The sequence below is a fragment of the Streptomyces sp. NBC_01775 genome, from assembly GCF_035917675.1.
Lineage (GTDB): Bacteria > Actinomycetota > Actinomycetes > Streptomycetales > Streptomycetaceae > Streptomyces.
Genome location: NZ_CP109104.1, coordinates 5,689,932 through 5,709,436, shown reverse-complemented (window position 1 = coordinate 5,709,436; position 19,505 = coordinate 5,689,932). Strand labels below are relative to the sequence as shown.

Genomic DNA, 19,505 nt, shown 5'->3' with positions numbered 1-19,505 from the left:
TGCTGTGGTCAGCCGCTACGTCAGACGGCCACTGTGGCGCGGAAGAGCGTACCGTCACCCGAGATCCGGACTCGTTCGCCTGCCGGAACATACGCGGACCGGCCCGGGGCGAGGGTGATTTCGTCGCTCTCGTCCCCTTGGAGCACTGCCTCTCCCCCGGTGCACAGGAGGATCTGTGCCGCCGGGCCCTGAAGGGTGTGCGGGGCGGCACCGGATACCGGCGTGAAGCGTGAGAGCCGGAACTCGCCGACCGGAGTGTCGTAGATTTCCTCACCGCCGGTGTCGTCGGCTTCGGGGCGCAGGATGCCGGGGTCGGTCGGCTCGAACCGGACGACGCGGAGGAGTTCGGACACATCCACGTGCTTGGGGGTCAGGCCGCAGCGCAGCACGTTGTCGGAGTTGGCCATGATCTCCACGCCGAGCCCGCTGAGGTAGGCGTGCGGGACGCCCGCTGACAGGAAGAGGGCCTCCCCCGGGCGCAGGCTCACATGGTTGAGGAGCATGGCGGCGAGGACTCCGGGGTCGCCCGGGTAGTGGTGGGCGATGTCCGCGTACGCGGCGTACTCGCGCCGGAGGCCCTCCTCTTCGGCCTCTCCGGACCGCCCGGAAGAACCGGAGGGAACGGCCGGAACGGCCGCCATCCGGGCCGCCGCTTCGGCTGCCTCGGCGACCGTCTCGGCCATCTCGCCCTTCTCGGCCGAGAGGATGGCGGTCAGCACCTCGCGCAGCGCCTCCGTTCCCGGCCGGGCGCGCAGGATGTCGGCGTAGGGCTTGAGGCCGTTCACGCCGAGGCCCTCAAGGAGTTCGGCCGCCTCGTGGGGCTGCCGGAAGCCGCACAGACCCTCGAACGGGGTGAGGGCGCAGATCAGTTCGGGCTTGTGGCTGGCGTCCTTGTAGTTGCGCTCCGGGGAATCAAGGGGAACCCCGCGGGCTTCCTCGTCGGCGTACCCCTCGGCAGCCTGCGTGTTGTCGGGGTGCACCTGGAGCGAGAGGGGCGCGGCGGCGGCGAGCAGTTTGAGCAGGAACGGCAGCCGGGGCCCGTGGGCGCGCACACTGGCGGCGCCCAGTTCCTCTTCCGGAGCGGCGGCGATGACCTCGGAGAGCGGCGTGCTGCCCGCACCCCTGTCGATGCGGGAGGGGGCTCCGGGGTGTGCGCCCATCCACAGCTCCGCGCGGGGCTCGCCGGTGGGCTCCTCGCCGAGGAGTTCGGGGATGGCGGTGGTGGAGCCCCAGGCGTACGGCCTGACGGTGTTCTCCAGACGGTCCATGGATGTGCGTTCCTGTCCTGCTCGCGGGGCGTTCAGCGGGCGTGGGAGCGTGGGGGCGTGCCGCCCAAGGGCGGTGCCGCCGGGGCGCGGTCACGCCCGCGGGCGGTCACGACCAAGGGGAGTGGCTGTCGGCGATCGTGAGGTAAACGGCGGCGAAATCGGCGGTGGCGATCAGTTCGGCCGCCGCCTCCAGCACGCTGCTGCCCTCGGCCGGCTCCAGTTCGCTCAGCGGGGTGTCGTGGGCGTAGGTGAGGTCGCGCGCGGCGACGGCCGAGGAGTCGGCCGTGGTCGGGGAGTCGCGCATCAGGACGACGCGGGCGTGCAGGGCCTCTGGCTCGTCCACCCGGTCGCGGAAGAAGTCGTCTCCGTTGGAGCCCGCCGAGAAGGCTCCGGACAGCAGCGCCCCGTGCGAGGTCATGGCCTCGGGCAGTTCGGCGGCCAGCGCGGGCCTGCCGGGAAGCGCGCCGAAGGCGGCGACCCAGTGACGCGCCGCGGCGGCGGCGATATCACCCTCGCTCCACAGCAGTGGGAGGGCACCGGCGAGTTCGGCGGCCAGCGTCTTGCCCGGGTTGCTGTAGGGGGCGATGGCGGGGCCGCAGCGCTCGGCGACCTCGTCGAGGCGGTCGGCGAGCGCCTCGATGGCGGGCGGCCCGCTCTGTGCCAGGCCGAGCCGGTCGGTGAGCAGAAGCAGCGGGGTGAGCAGCGCCCAGAACGTGCCGGGTGCCGCACTCGGCTGCCCTTCCGCGGACTGAGCCGACGGCTGCGTGTCCTCCCCGCTCGGCCGGTCACCCGAGCCACTCGGCCGGTCGTCCGGGGCGGCATCCGGTGCGCCCGGAACATCCGCGGCATCCGGTCCCGCGGGTTCCACGGGGTGGGGCGGGAGGTCCGGAGACTCGTAGATCGCGTGGGGGCCGGGGGCCAGCGGAACGGCCAGGCCCCTGGTCTCCCCGACGGCGTCGGCCAGCGGGGCACCGCCGGGCGTGACGGCCACGACGGTGCAGCCCCGGCGGTATGCCTGCTCGATCAGCGCGGTCAGGCCGGGCTCGGTGCCGTCAGGCGTGACGAGCAGCAGCAGGTCGAGCGGGCCCGCCCAGCCGGGCAGCGACCAGCGCAGCGCCCCGGAGGCGGCCAGCGCGCCGGAGGGGCGCAGCCGGCTGACCGGGACGGCGCCGCCCGTGAGGGCACCGAGCACGTCGGCGATACAGGCGGTCGCGGGCCCGGGACCGGCCACGAGAAGCGCGCGGGGGCGGCCGTCGGGCTGGAGCTTGCCAAGGCCCGCTTCGGTGGCCTGACGCAGTGCTGTACGGACGCGGGCCCCGGCCTGGGCCGAGCCGCGCAGCAGACCCCGTACATCGGCCCGGGCCAGCGCCTCGGGAGCGTCGAGGAGGGACTCGTCGAGCATCTTCCGTAGCCTCCGATCGCTGCCTCGGCAGCGTCTCCTGGTAAGGCAGCGTCTCCTGGTAAGGCAGTAAGCCGGTCGGCGCCTGGGGTCAGGCGGGCCGGCGGGCCTCGTCCACCAGGAGCACGGGGATGCCGTCACGTACCGGATACACGAGGCCGCACTCCGCTTCCCCGGTGCAGATCAACTCGTCGCCCTCCTCACGCAGCGGCGCGTGGCACGCCGGACAGGCGAGGATCTCAAGGAGTCCGGCTTCGAGCGGCATGTGGTTCCTCCTGGGCGAGCGGCTGACTGTGCGGTCAGGGTACCGCCGGGTGCTGGGGACAGTGCCATCGAGGAGGCGCTCCCTGAGCCCGTTCCGGCCCGGACGGACTGTGGCCGGCGGGGCGGGTGTGGCGGGCAGAACCGGGCCGCGGTCGCGCCCCGCCCCCGATCGCCCCGCTCCGCCGCGCCGGCTCCCGGCCCTCAGACCCGGACGATGGACAGGACCTCGTCGCGGACCCGTTCGACCGTGGCCGCGTCCCGAGCCTCCACGTTCAGCCGCAGCAGCGGCTCCGTGTTGGAGGGACGGAGGTTGAACCACCAGTCACCGGCCGTGACGGTCAGGCCGTCCAGCTCGTCGAGCTCCACGCCCTCGCGGCCCGTGTACGCCTCCTTGACGGCGGCGGCGCGGGCTGTCTGGTCGTCGACGGTGCTGTTGATCTCGCCGGAGGCGGCGTAGCGGTCGTAGCGGGCGACGAGCTGGGAGAGGGGGCCGTCCTGTTCGCCCAGGGCTGCCAGGACGTGCAGGGCGGCGAGCATGCCGGTGTCGGCGTTCCAGAAGTCGCGGAAGTAGTAGTGCGCCGAGTGCTCGCCGCCGAAGATCGCGCCGGTCTCGGCCATCTCCTGCTTGATGAAGGAGTGGCCGACCCGGGTGCGGACGGGGGTGCCGCCGCTCTCCTTGACGACCTCGGGGACCGACCAGGAGGTGATGAGGTTGTGGATCACGGTGGAGCCCGGGACCCTGGCCAGTTCGCGGGAGGCGACCAGCGCGGTGATCGCCGAAGGCGGAACGGGGTCGCCGTTCTCGTCCACCACGAAGCAGCGGTCGGCGTCGCCGTCGAACGCGAGGCCGATGTCGGCGCCGGTCTCGCGGACGCGGTGCTGGAGGTCGACCAGGTTCTTCGGATCGAGCGGATTGGCCTCGTGGTTGGGGAACGTGCCGTCCAGTTCGAAGTACAGGTCGTCGAGTTCGAGCGGCAGCCCTTCGAAGACCGTGGGGACGGTGTGGCCGCCCATGCCGTTGCCCGCGTCCACGACGGTCTTGAGCCGCCGGATGCCGGACAGGTCCACCAGGTTGCGCAGATACTCCGCGTAGTCCCGCAGTATGTCCCGCTGCGTCAGGGTGCCTTGGGGGCCGTCGGCTGCCGGGGCTCCCGCGTCCGACCACTCCTCCACGAGGGCGCGGATCTCGCCGAGGCCGGTGTCCTGGCCCACCGGAGTGGCGCCCGCGCGGCACATCTTGATGCCGTTGTAGCGGGCGGGGTTGTGGCTGGCCGTGAACATGGCGCCCGGCAGGTCGAGATACCCGCTGGCGAAGTAGAGCTGGTCGGTCGAGCACAGGCCGACCTCGGTGACATCGGCGCCCTGTCCGGCCGCGCCGCGCCCGAACGCCCGCGCGAGTCCGGGCGAGGACGGGCGCATGTCGTGTCCGACGACGATGGCGGAAGCGCCGGTGACGTGCACGAAGGCGGCGCCGAACAGCCCGGCGAGCGCCTCGTCCCACTGGTCCGGCACGACTCCGCGCACGTCGTACGCCTTTACGATCTGGGACAGATCAGCCACGGCCAGCCCTCTCCTGGGGTTGTCAGTCGTCAACGAGCCCCAAATCTACCCAAGAGGGTGAGCCCGGCGTCGCGGCGCCGGGGGCCGCTACGGCTCCGGGGAGCGCAGGACCCTCAGATGGCCGCGCCGTGCGACCTCCATGGGGTCTGCGTCGCGCCCGTCGGGACCGCCGAGCGCGTCGGTGGCGGTCCGGGACGGCTGCTCCTGGCGCGGCGGCGTACGGGCGGCCTCGCGCACCGCGTTGGCGAGCGCTTCGAGGTCGTCGCCGCTGGGGCGGGCCGAGGCGGCGTCGATGGCCAGGCGGACGACCTCCCAGCCACGCGGCGCGGTGAGCCGCTCCGAGTGCTCCGCGCACAGGTCGTAGCAGTGCGGCTCGGCGTAGGTGGCGAGGGGGCCCAGAACGGCGGTGGAGTCCGCGTAGACGTACGTCAGCGTCGCGACGGCGGGACGACCGCAAGCGGTGCGCGAACAGCGACGTACAGGGCTCACGACGTTGGACCGTACCGCACTCTTGAGCGGGCTGCGACGACTCGCCATCAGGTCACTCTGCCGTGTCGTCCGGGTTCGCCGGAAACGCCTGATCTGCTGAAAGACACCCTCGGCCCTGTGGCGCGGCGGTCGCGAGCGCCTCACGACGGGCACCCGGAGGCCCGGGGAGAAGCGCGAAGCGGTGCACTCCGGTCACAGGTCGGCCCCCTTTGGTCTTCCTGCGAAAAATTTCGTGCCACGTTCCGTCATAAAGGTGACAGGAAGGCGGCGGAGGGTGCCCGGAAGGAGGCGGAAACGACGGCAAGGGGACAGGGGCCCCGGGCTCCCGCGCCACGGTCCCGCTGACGCGGCACGGCGGCCGAGGCCCGTCGGACCTCGCGTGGGGCGCCGGGCGGGCTAGGCTCGGAGGTGATGAACAGCCCCGTACCGCCGCGCCGGTCCGATTCGCGGCCCCGCAGCCGAGACCGACACGGCCGCGGCATGCGCGGACCGGTGGCGCCGCCCCAAGTACCGCTCGCCGTCAGCAGGGCCGAGGCGTTCGACGACCTCGTGCGCGACTCGGTGAGCCGGCTCGAACGGCACTGGCCGCAGCTGGCGAGCGTCGAGTTCGCCGTCCAGGAAGTGCCGCGGTCGGACAACGGCGAGGTGCGCGAGGGGGACGAGACCGTTCCGCTCGGCCGCATCACCGAGGCCAACGGCGACCGCCCGGACCGGGTGATCGTCTACCGGCGGCCGGTGGAGATCCGCACAAGGAGCCGGGACGAGCGTGCCCTGCTCGTCCACGAGGTCGTCGTGGAACAGGTGGCCGAACTGCTCGGCCTCGCCCCGGAGTCGGTCGACCCCCGCTACGGGCAGGACTAGTCACGGCCCGGGGAAGGACCATGTGAGGGCGCCCAGGGCACCCCCTCCCTCCCCGTCACCTGCCGTCGCGTCGCCTGCCGTCGCGTCACTTGCCGTCGTTGAGCACCGACAAGTCCTGCGAGGACCGCGGCACGGCGACGGTGCTGCCGTCGTCCGGGAGGGTCTGGACGGTGAAGGCCGGGACGCCGTCCTGCTTTCGCGTGAGCATCCGGGACGCGTGAACCTGTCCGCCGGAGAGCCGCTCGACCGTCACCGCGTAGGTGCCCTTGCCGCCCTGGGGGCGAGGCGGGGCCAGCGACTTGGTGGTGTGGGCCTTGACCGTGAGCGTGGTGCTCTTGGCGCTGCCGCCGCCGCTGCCCGCTGAGGCGGTCACCCGGACCCTGGCGTCCTTCTCCGGCGCGGTCAGCGCCAAGGTGGCGTCCCCGGACCCGTTGCCGGCCGCGGTGGCGCGCTTGCCGACGGGGGCCGTCGACGGGATGAAGGCGGTCTCCTGCTTGGCGCCCTTGCCCCGGGTGACGCGTACGGCGGCGGCGACGGGGGCGGCATCCGAGCCGTCCTCGGCGGGCGAGAGCACCAGGGAGCCCGCCTCGCCCTTGGTGAGCTCCTTCAGGTCGACGGCGGTGGTCATACCGCCCTTCACATGCAGGGTTTCGTATCCGGCGGGGCTGATGAGACTGGAGGCGCCCGCCAGCCGGACCTTGAGGTCGGCGTCCTTCCCGCCGCGCGCGAAGACGACGAGCCGTACGGAGGTCGCGTCCTTGGGGATGCCGGGCAGGACGGCGGTCGGGTTCGGGTCCCCCGCGGGCGCCAGCCAGTCGCCGCCCAATTTCGTGTCGGACGCCTGCACTTGTGCGCCCACCCGGCCGGTGCGCGCGGTGACGTGCAGCGTGACGTTGGTGACCGGCTTCGCCGTCAGCGTGGACAGCAGCACCGGGACGGTGGAGCGGGGCGGGATGGTGACGCCCTCGCCCGTGCCGGCGCCGCCCTTCTCCTTGCCGTTCTTTCCGTACAGCTCCAGGTCGACGACGGCGCTGGTGCTGTCCGGGTTGGTGAGATGCGCGTAGTCCTGGCGGTCGGCCGCCGTGCTGGCGCCGGGGAACCACAAGGAGGTGTCGGGCGCCGTGCAGGACGCGCCGTGCAGGCCACGCCCGGCACCCGCGCCGATGCTCGTCGTCTGCTGAACGGTCCAGCCCGGCGCGAAGGGGCCGTCGGCCGTGCCGACCAGGGCCGGGGCTTCGGGGTCGTCCGTGCCGGCTGTGACGGGGGCGCCGGGTGAGGTGAGGGGTACGACGGGCTTTTGACCGGATGCTGCGGCGCCCTGCTTCGGACTGCCGCCCTTCTCCTTGTCGGCCTTTTCACCCTTACCGGCCTTGTCGTCCTTCTTGCTGTCCTTGTCGCCCTTGTCGCCCTTGTCGTCCTTCCCCTTCTTGCCGTCCTTCTTGCCGTCCTCGGTGCCAGGGTCGGCGGAGTCCTCCGGGTCGGCGAGTTCGGCCGGATGGAGTTCGGCGCCGCCCTTCTTGCCGCCGGGGCCCTTGGGGGTGAAGGCCGTGTAGGAGGTCTCCGCGACGTCCGAGCTGCTCGGCTGCGGGCACACCAGGGTGGAGCGCTCCACGGGCTTGTGAGCGGCCTCCGAGGCCGTCTCAGCGCCTTGTGAGCCCTCGTCAGCGGGCGTGAGGGCCGCGACCCCGGTCACGGCGGCGAGCGCGACGACGGCGCCCCCGAAGCTGAGGATGGTGCGGTTCACTGCTGCTCGCTCCCGTTCCCGTACCGGTTGTCATAGCCGCGCGTGCCGTCGTAGCCGTCCTGCTGGTATCCGTACGGGTCGGCGGCGGGTGCGGCCTGCGGTGCCGCGTACTGCTGCGCCTGCCACTCCTCGTAGGGGACTTGGTCCTGCTGAGCCTGCCCGTACGGCTGCTCATAAGGCTGCTCGTAGGGGGCCTGCTGCTCGTACGGAGCCTGCTGACCGTACGGCTGCTGCTCGTAAGAGCCCTGGTACGGCTGCTCATAGGGCTGCTGCCCATAGCCGGACGACTGGTCGTAGCCGGACGGGTCGTAGGGCTGCTGCTCGTAGGGCGCCTCGCCGTACGGCGTCTGCCGCGGCACATAGGGCTGCTGCTGCTCGTACGGGTCGGCGTATCCGGGGTCGTATTGCGGCTGTCCGGGCACGGCGGGCGGGCCCTGCGGGGGCGGCGGAGGAGGCGGGTTTCCCGCGCCCGGATGCTCCGTGTTTTCGCCGCCGCCCGGATGAACGGCCTCTGCGCCCTCGAAGCCCTGCGCGCCGTCCTGTCCCTCCGCCGCCGCTGCCGCGCGCAGCCTGCGGGCCCTGCGGCCCTCGCCCGTCACGGGCTGCTCGGCTACGTGCTCCTCCTCCGGCAGGTCGTCGTCCACGTCGCGGCGGCGGCCCGGCAGCGCGAGGACGAGAACGACCAGCAGCAGGAAACCCTGTGCCCAGACCCAGACGGTGTGCGTGAGGGGGGTCTGATGGGTCAGCTCCAGCTTGCCGCCGTTGGTGGGGAGTTCGAATCCCTGTGCCCAGCCGTCGACGGTGACGCTCTTGAGCGGGCTGCCGTCGAGCGTGGCCTGCCAGCCGCTGTCGGCGGTGTCGGCGAGCCGCAGCACGCGTCCGGAGGGTCCGGAGGGCAGCGTGGCGTGCGACTCGACGGGGCCCGCGGCGACGGGGACGGGTGCGGTCACCGCTCCGGCCGCGCCGTTCTCCGTCTTCCCCGGGACGATCGAGACCCGCGAGACCTGCCGGTCGACGCGCCACAGCGCGCTGCCGTCCTCCTGGCTGAGCCGGGTCAGGCCGGGCGTCGCGTCCAGAACGCGGCTCATCCGGTGGGAGGCACCGTCGCGCAGGAGGACGTAGCGCACGGCGAAGCCGCCGAGCTGGCTGGTCTGATCGGCACCGGAACCGGCGACGAGATGGGAGACGATGCCGTCCAGGCGCGTGTCGCCCCCGTCGGCCGCCGCGAGATCGGCGTCGCCCAGCCGGGCCCCGGAGCCGCGCACCAGCGTGTACGTCACACCGGATGCTGCCTCGCCGCCGTCCAGCACCAGCGTGCGGGCCTGGTCCTCGGTGCTGCTCTCCTCGGCGACGAAGGCGGGCACCTGCACGGGGTCGCGCCGCGAGAGGGGCCCGTCCGCGCCTCCGATCATCCAGCCGACGGCGGCGAGCAGCGGGGCCGCCACAGCCGCGGCGGCGACCAGCACGGCGAGCGGCTGGCGCCATCCGAAGCTCTGTGTCGCGACGCGCTCCTTGGCGCCCTCCGCGCCGACCACGGCGGCGCTCAGCAGCGCCAGGCCGTAGACGAGCGTGGCGGGGCCCGCCCAGGCCGAGCCGTTGGAGAGCCCCGCGAAGAGCAGCCCGGCCAGGGCCGCGATCCAGGCGGCGCGTACCGCCAGCTGCCGCCCGGCGCGCAGCAGTGCGGCCAGCCCGGCCAGCACCAGGCCGACGAGGAACAGCCCGTTGGTGGCGCCGGGGCCGCCCGGAGAGAGCGTCAGAAGGTCCACCGGGGTGGCGGCGCCGGTGCCGTAGCCGAGGCCGGCCTCGGTGAGGAACTGCTTCGGGCTGGTCAGCAGGGTCAGCGACCAGGGGGCCAGCAGCAGCATCGGGCTCACGAGCGCGACGACGCTCCGGACAGCGCCCGCTCCGAGCGAGTCACCCCCTCCCCGGCGCAGCGCGAGCGCGGCGACGGCGAGCACCAGCGCGATCGGCCACACGACGGGCGTGAAGGCGGTGGCGAGGGTCAGCAGCAGCGCGTACGCCCACACGGCGCGCCAGCCCGGCCTGCCGCGCAGCCCGTGGGCCGATACTCCGGCGCGGGCCAGCAGGGGCAGCAGGATGGCGAGGACGGCGGTGCCGATGCGGCCCTGGGCGAGCGCCCCGGTGGCCGCGGGCAAGAAGGCGTAGGCGACGCTCCCCCAGGCGCGGACGAGGCGGGAGTCGACGAGCGGCCGGGAGACGAAGTAGGCGGTGAGCCCGGCCAGGGGGACGGAGCACACGAGCAGCAGCGTCAGCGCGAAGCCGGTGCTGCCGAACAGGAGGGTGGCGAACGTGGCGACGATCGCGAGGTACGGAGGCGCCGACTGAGTGCCCCCGGTGCCGACCTGGTGCCAGCCGTCCAGATAGCGCGACCACAGTCCGGAGACCCCGTCGGGGGCCGGCAGCAGCGCGCCGCCCGCCAGCGCCCCGCCGCCCAGCAGCGCGCGACAGGCCACCAGGGAGACGATGAGCAGGACGGCGAAGAGGACGGGGCCCGGCTTTTGCGCGAGCCGCTTGAGGCGCGCGAACTGCTCGACCTCAAGGAAATCGGCGTCGTCGTCGCCCGGCCCGGTCTCGACGGCGCCGTGCCGCCCTCCGGAGGTGAGTTCCGGCTCGGAGCGGCCACCGAAGTTGCTGGCGACCTGCTCGGCCGTCGCGCGCAAGGTGGCGCCCGGCGGCGGGAAGAGGGGGCGCAGTTCCTTGTGCGAAACGGCGGGCCTGCCCCGTCTGCGGCGTGCCCCCATGACGCGTCCGCCGCGCAGCAGCGTGCCGGAAAGACCCGCCACCTCGTCCAGCGCCTGTCCCGGCACCTTGCCGACCAGATACGCCAGGGTGCGCAGCAAGGTACCGAGGACGAGCCGCAGCATGATCCACGGAAGGAGCGCGCCGGGCGCGTTCGCGAGCAGCGTGTAGACGGCGCCCGCCTTGTCGACGCGGTGCGGGCTGGCCCCGCGGCTGGCCCGCCCGACACAGTCGACCGGGCGGCGCTCACGCGAGGCCGCCTCGGCGTGCCGCATCACGGCATCCGGTGCGACGAAGACGCGGTGCCCGGCCGCCTGGGCGCGCCAGCACAGGTCGACGTCGTCCCGCATCAGCGGCAGCCCGCGGTCGAAGCCGCCCAGCTGCTCGAAGACATCGCGCCGGATGAGCATGCCGGCGGAGGAGACGGACAGCACGGGCCGCACCTGGTCGTGCTGGCCCTGGTCCTGCTCGCGCCGCTCCACGCCGGTCCAGCGCCGGCCGCTGTGGGCGATGGAGACACCGGCCTCCAGCAGCTGCCTGCGGTCGTACCAGCTGCGCAGCTTGGGGCCCGTGACGGCGACGGAGGAGTCGGCGTCGACGACGCGCAGCAGCTGAGCCAGCGTGTCCGCCTCCGGCGCGCAGTCGTCGTGCAGCAGCCACAGCCACTGCACGGGCTCGCCGTAGGGGAGTTCGGGCATGTCGTAGGCGTCGTCGCGCCAAGTACGGCTGACCGGGTCCCAGCCGCTCGGCCGCTTCAGATACGGGAGGTCCTCGGGGGTGAGCACCGGCGCGGTGCGAACGGCCTCTTCGACGGCGGTGCCGAATCCGGTGCGCCGTGCCATGTGCAGGACGCGCTCGGCGCCGAGGGCCTCGGCCAGCAGCCGGGCGGAGTCGTCGGCGCTGCCGGTGTCGGCCGCGACGACGTTCTGCACCGGCCGTTCTTGTCCGAGCAGACCTGAGAGAGCGTCAGGGAGCCAGCGTGCGCCGTCGTGTGCGACGAGCACAGCCGTGACGACGTGCCGGGGGAACTCGGGCGGTGTGGAGCTGGCCAACCCTGCTGTGGCCGCCTCGTAGTGGGCCGCCATATGGCTGTGCACGGACATCGAGGTAGGGGCCCTCCCCGGGGTGCCGGGGCCTCGCGGCGGTGCCGCGTAAGGCTGCAAGCCCCCGGAAGACGCGTATCGGAGCGATGGACGCACCCGCCCCTCATGGGGTGGTGTGTCTCGGACGGCCCCACACTAACGGCTCGTCCGTGCCCGTCCCGCGCCTCCGTGCAACTGTCCCGGGCGGGCTCCGTGCCGCCCGCGTGACCCGTGCCGTATATGCCGGACGGCTAGGTCACACAGCTGCTTTCTTCAGGCGGCGCCGTTCACGCTCGGACAGTCCGCCCCAAATACCGAAACGCTCGTCATTGGCGAGGGCGTATTCAAGGCATTCCGACCGGACTTCACAGGCGAGGCAGACCTTTTTCGCCTCCCGCGTGGATCCGCCCTTCTCGGGGAAGAACGATTCGGGATCGGTCTGCGCGCACAACGCGCGCTCCTGCCAGCCCAGCTCTTCGTCCGCCTCTTCGACCAGCAGTTGCTGGAACAGCTCGGTCATGTGCGCGCCCCTCGTCCGTCTTTACGGCCCCGTGATGCTGTCGTTATCGAACCCACTTGAACGACACGAGTGAAATTACAAGTGTGCCGATCCGGGGCAGTCAAGCCGAGATCTGCTATTGAGCCCGTTATTCACTCGGCGGAACCAAGCTTTCGCAGTAAGTGTTCAAATCACCACGAACTATGACATACCTGCCGGACACGTGGTCGTTTTGCCCCGCTCCCTCATTCAGAACGCGGTGGCCTGCGGGCACGTTCCGCACCACCGCCTGGATGGCCCTGATCACGCTGCGATCACGAAAACGCAACGGCGCACTCGGGGCGACCGGGGCGCCGTCTCTCCGGGATCGCACTACACAAACCTTTCGGCACTCCGGGCAACCGGATGCGGTGAAACATTGGCCACAAACCCGACATCCAGTTGACACCTGGGCATCGAAACGTTCTCCTGGTACCTATGCCAGTGATCTCCGACTTCCCCATGGCTCGCGGCCCGCTCGCCGTGCAGCCCGCCGCGGGCCGTGGTGCCCGCGCGGTTTCGGGTGTCCTGGAGTCCTGTCGCTGTCGCTGTTGTTGAGTTCTCCACTCCGACATGCCCAGCGCCCTCCCGTAGGGCTCCTCCCTCTTCACCGAAGGCATTCACGCACGTGAACAGCGACGTCGAAATCGCGGGCGATCCGCTCGCGATCGCACATCTTCTCCCTCCCGTCCCCGCGCACCCCTCCACGGTCTCGGGCTTCGCCGGGCTCATCCGTCAGCTCGCCGCCGACCGCGCCGCCTGGGCACCGCTCGTGCGGTACGACCCGACCGTGCGCTGGTACCACCGGCTGCGGACCGGCCCCGGCTATGAGGTGTGGCTGCTGAGCTGGCTGCCGGGCCAGGGCAGCGGGCGGCACGGCCACGGGCCCTCCGCCGGCGTGTTCGGCGTACTCGAAGGGGAGTTGACCGAGCACGGGCGCGGCTCGCGCGCGCTCGGCGCGGGCACGGTGCGGGTCTTCGCACCCGGCTATGTGCACGAGGTGGTCAACGACGGTCTCGAACCCGCCGTGAGCGTGCACGTCTACTCCCCGGGACTGACGGAGATGCCGATGCACTGCTCACTGGCGCCCGCCACCGCGCGTGATGCCCTGGCCTGGTGACAGGGCCGGGGCGTGGGCTGCGAGACTGTTGCCCATGCAGCGCATTGTGGTTCTGGCCGGGGGCATCGGCGGTGCCCGCTTCCTTCGCGGGCTCAGGTCCGCGGTGCCTGACGCGGACATCACCGTCATCGGGAACACCGGCGACGACATCCATCTGTTCGGCCTGAAGGTCTGCCCCGACCTCGACACCGTGATGTACACCCTCGGCGGTGGCATCCACGAGGAGCAGGGCTGGGGGCGGGCCGGGGAGACCTTCGCCGTCAAGGAGGAGCTGGCCGCCTACGGCGTGGGCCCCGAGTGGTTCGGGCTGGGCGACCGCGACTTCGCCACCCACATCGTCCGCACCCAGATGACCGCCGCCGGCTATCCGCTCAGCGCCGTCACCGAGGCGCTGTGCGCGCGGTGGCAGCCGGGGGTGCGGCTGCTGCCGATGACGGACGACCGGGTCGAGACCCACGTGCTGATCGACGATCCCGAGGCCGAGGGTGGCCGCAGGGCCGTGCACTTCCAGGAGTACTGGGTGCGCCTGCGCGCCTCGGTGGACGCGCACGCGGTGGTGCCCGTGGGCGCGGACGCGGCCAAGCCGGCGCCCGGGGTGCTGGAGGCCATCGCCGAGGCGGACATCATCGTCTTCCCGCCGTCCAACCCCGTCGTCAGCATCGGCACGATCCTCGCGGTGCCCGGCATACGGGAGGCGATCGCCGACGCGGACGTGCCCGTCGTCGGCCTCTCCCCCATCGTCGGCGACGCGCCGGTGCGCGGGATGGCGGACAAGGTGCTGGCCGCCGTGGGTGTCGAGAGCACCGCAGCCGCCGTCGCCGCGCACTACGGCTCGGGGCTGCTCGACGGGTGGCTGGTCGACACCGTGGACGCGGGCTCGGTGGACGCGGTGGAGGAAGCGGGCATCCGGTGCCGCGCCGTGCCGCTGATGATGAGTGACGAAGAGGCCACGGCGACGATGGCGCGGCAGGCGCTTCAGCTGGCCGAGGAGGTACGGCCGTGACGGCTGCGGTCATGGAGGCCGAAGGGACGGGCCCCGCCTACGAGGTGTGGGCACTGCCCGGCATCCCCGAGGTGCAGCCGGGCGACGACCTGGTCAGGCTGATCGCCGAGGCCGCCGGCACGGCGGACGGGCGCGGGCTCACGGACGGCGATGTGCTCATCGTGACGTCGAAGATCGTGAGCAAGGCCGAGGGCCGGATCGTCGAGGCGGACGACCGGGAGGCGGCGATCGACGCGGAGACCGTGCGGGTCGTCGCACGCCGCGGGCCCGCCAGGATCGTGGAGTCGCGGCACGGCTTCGTCATGGCGGCTGCCGGGGTCGACGCCTCCAACACCCCCAAGGGCACCGTGCTGTTGCTGCCGGAGGATCCGGACGGTACGGCGCGGCGGCTGCGCGAGGGCGTGCGGGAGGTCCTCGGGGTCACCGTCGGCGTGGTGATCACCGACACCTTCGGGCGGCCCTGGCGCGAGGGGCAGACGGACGTGGCGATCGGCGCGGCGGGCGTGCAGGTCCTGGAGGACCTGCGCGGCGGCGTCGACATGTACGGCAACCCGCTCGGCGTGACCGTCACCGCCGTCGGGGACGAGCTGGCGGGCGCGGGCGAGCTGGTGAAGGGCAAGGCCGCCGGGCTGCCGGTGGCGGTGGTACGCGGCCTGTCCCGGTACGTGCTGCCCGCACCGGGCGAGGAGGCGCGGCCCGGCGCGGACCGGCCCGGCCCGGACCGGCCCGGCACCGAAGCGGCGTCCGGCTACGGGGAGACCGCGCGGGCGCTTGTGCGGGACGCGGCCAACGACATGTTCCGGCTGGGCACTTCGGAGGCCGTGCGCGAGGCGGTGACGCTGCGGCGCACCGTACGGGAGTTCACCGGTGACGCGGTCGACGGTGCGGCCGTGCGGCGCGCTGTCGCCGCCGCCGTGACCGCGCCGGCGCCGCACCACACGACGCCGTGGCGGTTCGTGCTGCTGGAGACGGAAGAGATCCGCGTCCGGCTGCTGGATGCCATGCGGGACGCGTGGATCGCCGACCTGCGGCGGGACGGCAAGAGCGAGCAGAGCATCACCAAGCGGGTGCGGCGCGGCGATGTGCTGCGCGCGGCGCCCTATCTGGCCGTGCCCTGCCTGGTGATGGACGGCTCCCACGAGTATCCGGACGCGCGCAGGGCCGCTGCCGAGCGGGAGATGTTCGTGGTCGCCAACGGCGCGGGCATCCAGAACTTTCTCGTGGCGCTGGCCGGAGAGGGGCTGGGGTCGGCCTGGGTCTCCTCCACCATGTTCTGCCGCGACGTGGTGCGCGAGGTGCTGGGGCTGCCGCAGGGCTGGGACCCGATGGGCGCCGTCGCTGTCGGGCACGCCGCGGGCGCACCCCGGCAGCGGCCCGCGCGGACGGCCGAGTCCTTCATCGTCAGCCTGTGAGCGGAGCCGTCGTTCCGCTGTGACGACGCCCCTGGTCGTTCCGCTGTGACGACACCCCCGGAGGCCGTCGGCCCCCGGCTCGCACCTCATAGCCGGGCTATGTCACCCACCGGGAAGCGGGGCTGTCTGCGTGGCATGCGCGGGCCCGCGAGCAGGATGAGGCGCGAGGCGCGGTGCCGCTGGCCCTCGTAGGGGGCGAGGAGCGCGAGCATGCCCTCGTCGTCGGTGTCGCGCGCCCCGGTGAGCGCGTGGCCGACCTGGCGGGGCAGATGCAGGTCTCCGACGGTGAGAGCGTCCGGCTCGCCGTTGCTGCGCTGGAGTGCCTCGGCCGCCGTCCACGGGCCGATGCCGGGGATCGCCTGGAGCCGGGCGAGCGCGGCCGGGAGATCCATCCGGGCCGCCTCCTCCATGCGGCCCGTCCGCTGGACGGCGCGGATGATCGCCGCGGAGCGCTTCTGGTCGACCCCCGCGCGGTGCCACTCCCATGAGGGGACGCGCAGCCAGTCGCGCGGCGCCGGCATCACCCACAGGCCGGGGTGCGGCCCGGGGGCGCGCTCGCCGAAGCGGCGCACGAGCAACCGCCAGGCGCGGTACGCCTCTTCGGCCGTGATCTTCTGCTCCAGCACGGAGGGGATCAGCGACTCCAGGACGCGACCCGTACGGATGAGGCGCAGCCCCGGATGACGGCGGTGTGCCTCGCGGGTCAGCTCGTGGTGCGGGACGAAGGCGCCGGGGTCGTCCTCGGCTCCCAGCAGCGCGGGCAGCCCGTCGAGCACCCACTCGGCGCCCGGTCCCCATGCCTCGGCGCACACCTGGCCGCCCGCGCGCGCGAAGAGGCGGAGGGTGGCGGGCCCGAGCGGGGTGCGGGTGCCGCGCCAGAGGGTGCCGTCCTCCGCACGGAACGTCGGGTCGTACGGACCACGGCGCAGCACGCCCAGGCTGCGGCGCAGGTCGTACGGGCCCGGCGGGGTCCAGGAGCGGGTGAGTGACACGGCCGCAAGCGTAGGCCCCGGGACTGACAGCCCCGGGGCCGGGTTTTGGGCCGGGCCGGGGCCGGGGCCTGGGGTCCGTCCCTGGCTCCGGGGCCGGGGCCTCCGTCGTCAGGCTCGCCGCCTCGGCAGTAGGTCTTCCCGCGCGAAGGAGACGCGGGTCACCGGTCCGAGGAGAAGCGGACGGCGCCCGCGGGGATCCGGGCGTCGCACCAGACGCGTATGCCGCCGCGCAGTTCGTTGTCCTCGCCGATGACCGCACCGTCCCCGATGACCGCGCCGTCCAGGACCGTGTGGGCGCCGATGCGTGCTCCCGCTCCGATCAGGGAGTCGCGGATGCGGGCGCCGGGGGCGATCACGGCGCCGTCCAGCAGCGCGCTGCCGTCGATGCGCGCGCCGGAGCCGACCTCGGCGCGGGCGCCCGCGACCGAGCCTCCGGTGAGCTTGGCGTCGCCGGCCACGTCCGCCGTCTCCAGTATCAGCCGCTCCCCGCACCGGCCGGGGACGGCGGGCGAGGGGGCACGGCCCAGGACGAGGTCGGCGGAGCCGCGGACAAAGGACTGCGGAGTGCCGAGGTCGAGCCAGTAGGTGGAGTCGACCATTCCGTGCAGGTGTGCGCCGGCCGCGAGCAGGCCGGGGAAGGTCTCGCGCTCGACCGAGACGGGGCGCCCGGCGGGGATGGTGTCGATGACGGAGCGCTTGAAGACGTAGGCGCCCGCGTTGATCTGGTCGGTGACGATCTCCTCGGGGGTCTGCGGCTTCTCCAGGAAGGCGGTGACCCGGCCCCCGCTGTCGGTGGGGACGAGCCCGAAGGCGCGCGGGTCGGTCACGCGCGTCAGATGGAGCGAGACGTCGGCGCCGGCGGCGGTGTGCCGGCCGACCAGGGCGCGGATGTCGAGGCCGGAGAGGATGTCGCCGTTGAAGATGAGCACCGGCTCCTCGGGGCGCGAGTGCAGCCGGGAGGCGACGTTGCGGATGGCGCCGCCGGTGCCCAGCGGCTCCTCCTCGGTGACGTACTCCAGGTGCAGCCCGAGCTGGGAGCCGTCGCCGAAGTGGGGCTCGAAGACCTCGGCGAGGTAGGAGGTGGCCATCACCACGTGGTCGACGCCCGCGGCACGCGCGCGGGCCAACTGGTGGGTGAGGAAGGGCACACCCGCGGCGGGGACCATCGGTTTGGGGGTGTTCACGGTCAGCGGACGCAGCCGGGTGCCCTTGCCCCCGACCAGAAGGATCGCTTCTGTCACGTGTTGTCTCTGCTTCCTGCCGGGGTCCGCCGGCCAGTCCTTCCGTGGCCGGCGGCCAGTGTATGCAGACGCGTACGAACACGCGGGCGCCCCCGTGCGCGCACCCCGGCAGGTGGCCTCGCGGCGCTGGTCAGCGCCGCGAGGGGAGCCCTCAGCGGCCCTGCATACGGGCCGCCGAAGCGCGGGTCGCCCCGAGCTTGCCGTAGAGGCGGGCGCCGGGACACGCGGTGGTGAACCCGTCCCGGTGTCCGGAGATCGTGCGGAGCCTGACCTTCTTCCCCTTCTTGTACTTGCCGCCGCCCGAGGTCATCCAGACCTTGCCTTTCGGGTCGCGGCCGAACAGGCCGAGCTTCCACGCGGTGAGCCGTGAGACGGCGTCGATGGCCGCCGCCGGGGGTCTCCTCCTCTCGAAGGAGCCGAGAACCGCGATGCCTGTGCTGTTGGTGTTGAAGCCGTAAGTGTGAGCTCCCATGACGGGCTTGGCCACACCCCCGGCGCGGCCTTCGTAGACGGTGCCGCACTTGTCGACGAGGAAGTTGTAGCCGATGTCCCGCCACTTGCTGCTCTTGACGTGGTAGCGGTACATGGCCCGGATGATCGAGGGGGACTGGCTGCACGTGTAGTCGTTGCTCATGGCCGTGTGGTGCACGAAGGCGACCTTGACGGACTTGGTGTACCCGAGCTTGGACTCCCGGAGCCTCTCGTTCGCGCCCCAGCCCTTGCGGGTGACGATGCGCGGCCTGGGGCCGATGTAGGGGCGGGCCTTGAGGCGGTATTCGGTCCGGGTCGCTTCCCTGGTGAGGGCCGGGAGGGCCGCGCCGCCGGAAGCCTTGGCCGCCGCGGCCGACTCCCCGGCGCTGCCCGCGCCCGGGCCGGGCGCCTGGCCGGAATCGGGCGCACGGCCCGGCTCGGGCTTGTGGCCCGCGCCCGCGCCCTGTTCGCCGCGCCCGTCGGAGCCGGTGCTTCCGCCCGTCGGGGGGTGGCCGGCCGGGGAGGCGCTCCCGTCCGACGAGGCCACCGGGCCCGGCGCCGAGTCGCGCCCCTTGGCGGAGTGGCCCGGGGCGGGGGCCCGCGTGGGCTCGGGGCCGGGGTCGATCAGGTCCAGCCGCAGCCCGTCGGGCTGTGCCGACGCGGACAGCCCCTGCGCGTTCTGCTGCCCGCCGGACTCGTGCCCCAGGAGCACCCGCGCCTGTACGCCGTCCGACGCGCCGACCCACAACGGGGTGGTGGCGCCGCGCATTTCGCCGTCGGCCGACTCGGGCACCTCCCCGCCCGGCACGTCGCCGGGATGGGAGTCCAACTCCCGCCATTCGGACCAGCGCTTGGTGGCGGCGTCGCGGGTGCGGACCTGGACGTGGCCGTTGAGCTGGTCGCTCGCGTGTTCCCATACGACGCCGAGCAGCGAGTAGGGGCGCACCGTGCGGGCGCCGATCTCGCGGCTGCCGGCGCTGTTGCCGCCGGCGACCCTGGTGGCCGGTCCGGGGGCGAAGGGCAGCGACTGGGTGCCACCGGCGACCCGGCCCTGGGAGACCTGGTCGTTGTTCCTGGCCCGGGGCACCGATTCCGCGGCCCGGGACGCCTGCTCCGCGGAGGCGCCTGCCGCCGGGGCGCCTGCCGGGGGAGCGCCTGCCGCCGGGGCGACGGAGACGAGCGGCAGTAGCAGGGCCGCGCTGACGACACCGATCGAGGTTGCACGTTTCGCTCGCATACCAATGATCGTGGACACAACTGATCATTTCTGTCTATTCAGGAACGGATTCACTACTCCCCTC

General features: G+C 73.0%; 15 protein-coding genes. 4 read left to right on the top strand and 11 right to left on the bottom strand.

Features of this window, described 5'->3' with window-relative positions; genetic code table 11:
• Positions 1–20: 20 nt before the first annotated feature.
• The 5 genes from manA to OHB04_RS25495 form a co-directional block, all read right to left on the bottom strand.
• Positions 21–1,268 (bottom strand): mannose-6-phosphate isomerase, class I, encoded by a 1,248-nt coding sequence (gene manA, locus OHB04_RS25515; protein ID WP_326689982.1) that lies wholly within the window; start codon positions 1,266–1,268, stop codon positions 21–23.
• A gap of 106 nt (positions 1,269–1,374) precedes the next feature.
• Positions 1,375–2,670 carry an SIS domain-containing protein gene (locus OHB04_RS25510; RefSeq protein ID WP_326808394.1) on the bottom strand — a complete coding sequence of 432 codons (1,296 nt, stop codon included), beginning with the start codon at positions 2,668–2,670 and terminating at the stop codon, positions 1,375–1,377.
• A gap of 88 nt (positions 2,671–2,758) precedes the next feature.
• Positions 2,759–2,932, bottom strand: a complete 174-nt coding sequence (locus OHB04_RS25505; RefSeq protein ID WP_326689980.1) for a Trm112 family protein — start codon at positions 2,930–2,932, stop codon at positions 2,759–2,761.
• A gap of 200 nt (positions 2,933–3,132) precedes the next feature.
• Complete coding sequence (locus tag OHB04_RS25500; protein WP_326808393.1) at positions 3,133–4,491, bottom strand: phosphomannomutase/phosphoglucomutase; 1,359 nt, start codon at positions 4,489–4,491, stop codon at positions 3,133–3,135.
• An 87-nt stretch (positions 4,492–4,578) separates the two neighbouring features.
• Positions 4,579–5,028, bottom strand: coding sequence for a DUF3499 domain-containing protein (locus tag OHB04_RS25495; protein ID WP_326689978.1), 450 nt, complete (start codon positions 5,026–5,028; stop codon positions 4,579–4,581).
• Between the two features lie 363 nt (positions 5,029–5,391).
• On the opposite strand from OHB04_RS25495, the gene OHB04_RS25490 reads away from it, so the two are divergent.
• Complete coding sequence (locus OHB04_RS25490; RefSeq protein WP_326689977.1) at positions 5,392–5,841, top strand: metallopeptidase family protein; 450 nt, start codon at positions 5,392–5,394, stop codon at positions 5,839–5,841.
• Positions 5,842–5,926: 85 nt separating this feature from the next.
• Here OHB04_RS25490 and OHB04_RS25485 read toward each other — a convergent pair whose 3' ends face one another.
• The 3 genes from OHB04_RS25485 to OHB04_RS25475 all read right to left on the bottom strand — a co-directional run bounded on the left by OHB04_RS25485 (position 5,927) and on the right by OHB04_RS25475 (position 11,947).
• The gene (locus OHB04_RS25485; RefSeq protein ID WP_326689976.1) at positions 5,927–7,585 is read right to left on the bottom strand and encodes a DUF5719 family protein; all 1,659 of its coding nucleotides are present in this window, start codon (positions 7,583–7,585) and stop codon (positions 5,927–5,929) included.
• On the bottom strand, positions 7,582–11,448 hold the full coding sequence (locus OHB04_RS25480; protein ID WP_326689975.1) for a glycosyltransferase: 3,867 nt from the start codon (positions 11,446–11,448) through the stop codon (positions 7,582–7,584). The genes OHB04_RS25485 and OHB04_RS25480 overlap by 4 nt, the downstream gene beginning before the upstream one ends.
• A gap of 235 nt (positions 11,449–11,683) precedes the next feature.
• Positions 11,684–11,947, bottom strand: a complete 264-nt coding sequence (locus tag OHB04_RS25475) for a WhiB family transcriptional regulator (RefSeq protein ID WP_004952403.1) — start codon at positions 11,945–11,947, stop codon at positions 11,684–11,686.
• A gap of 646 nt (positions 11,948–12,593) precedes the next feature.
• Here OHB04_RS25475 and OHB04_RS25470 point away from each other — a divergent pair.
• The 3 genes from OHB04_RS25470 to OHB04_RS25460 are packed head-to-tail and all read left to right on the top strand — an operon-like array spanning position 12,594 to position 15,500.
• Entirely contained in the window at positions 12,594–13,085 is a 492-nt protein-coding gene (locus tag OHB04_RS25470) for a cysteine dioxygenase (protein WP_326689973.1), read from the top strand.
• A gap of 34 nt (positions 13,086–13,119) precedes the next feature.
• The gene (cofD, locus tag OHB04_RS25465; protein WP_326689972.1) at positions 13,120–14,088 is read left to right on the top strand and encodes a 2-phospho-L-lactate transferase; all 969 of its coding nucleotides are present in this window, start codon (positions 13,120–13,122) and stop codon (positions 14,086–14,088) included.
• An 11-nt stretch (positions 14,089–14,099) separates the two neighbouring features.
• A complete protein-coding gene (locus OHB04_RS25460; RefSeq protein ID WP_326809522.1) occupies positions 14,100–15,500 on the top strand; it encodes a coenzyme F420-0:L-glutamate ligase in 1,401 nt (466 codons plus the stop codon).
• A gap of 86 nt (positions 15,501–15,586) precedes the next feature.
• Here the strand turns inward: OHB04_RS25460 and OHB04_RS25455 are convergent, their stop codons facing one another.
• The 3 genes from OHB04_RS25455 to OHB04_RS25445 all read right to left on the bottom strand — a co-directional run bounded on the left by OHB04_RS25455 (position 15,587) and on the right by OHB04_RS25445 (position 19,441).
• Positions 15,587–16,492 (bottom strand): DNA-3-methyladenine glycosylase family protein, encoded by a 906-nt coding sequence (locus tag OHB04_RS25455; RefSeq protein WP_326808392.1) that lies wholly within the window; start codon positions 16,490–16,492, stop codon positions 15,587–15,589.
• Between the two features lie 158 nt (positions 16,493–16,650).
• Positions 16,651–17,733 carry an NDP-sugar synthase gene (locus OHB04_RS25450; RefSeq protein ID WP_326689970.1) on the bottom strand — a complete coding sequence of 361 codons (1,083 nt, stop codon included), beginning with the start codon at positions 17,731–17,733 and terminating at the stop codon, positions 16,651–16,653.
• Positions 17,734–17,884: 151 nt separating this feature from the next.
• Complete coding sequence (locus tag OHB04_RS25445; RefSeq protein WP_326689969.1) at positions 17,885–19,441, bottom strand: peptidoglycan recognition protein family protein; 1,557 nt, start codon at positions 19,439–19,441, stop codon at positions 17,885–17,887.
• Between the last annotated feature and the right edge of the window lie 64 nt (positions 19,442–19,505).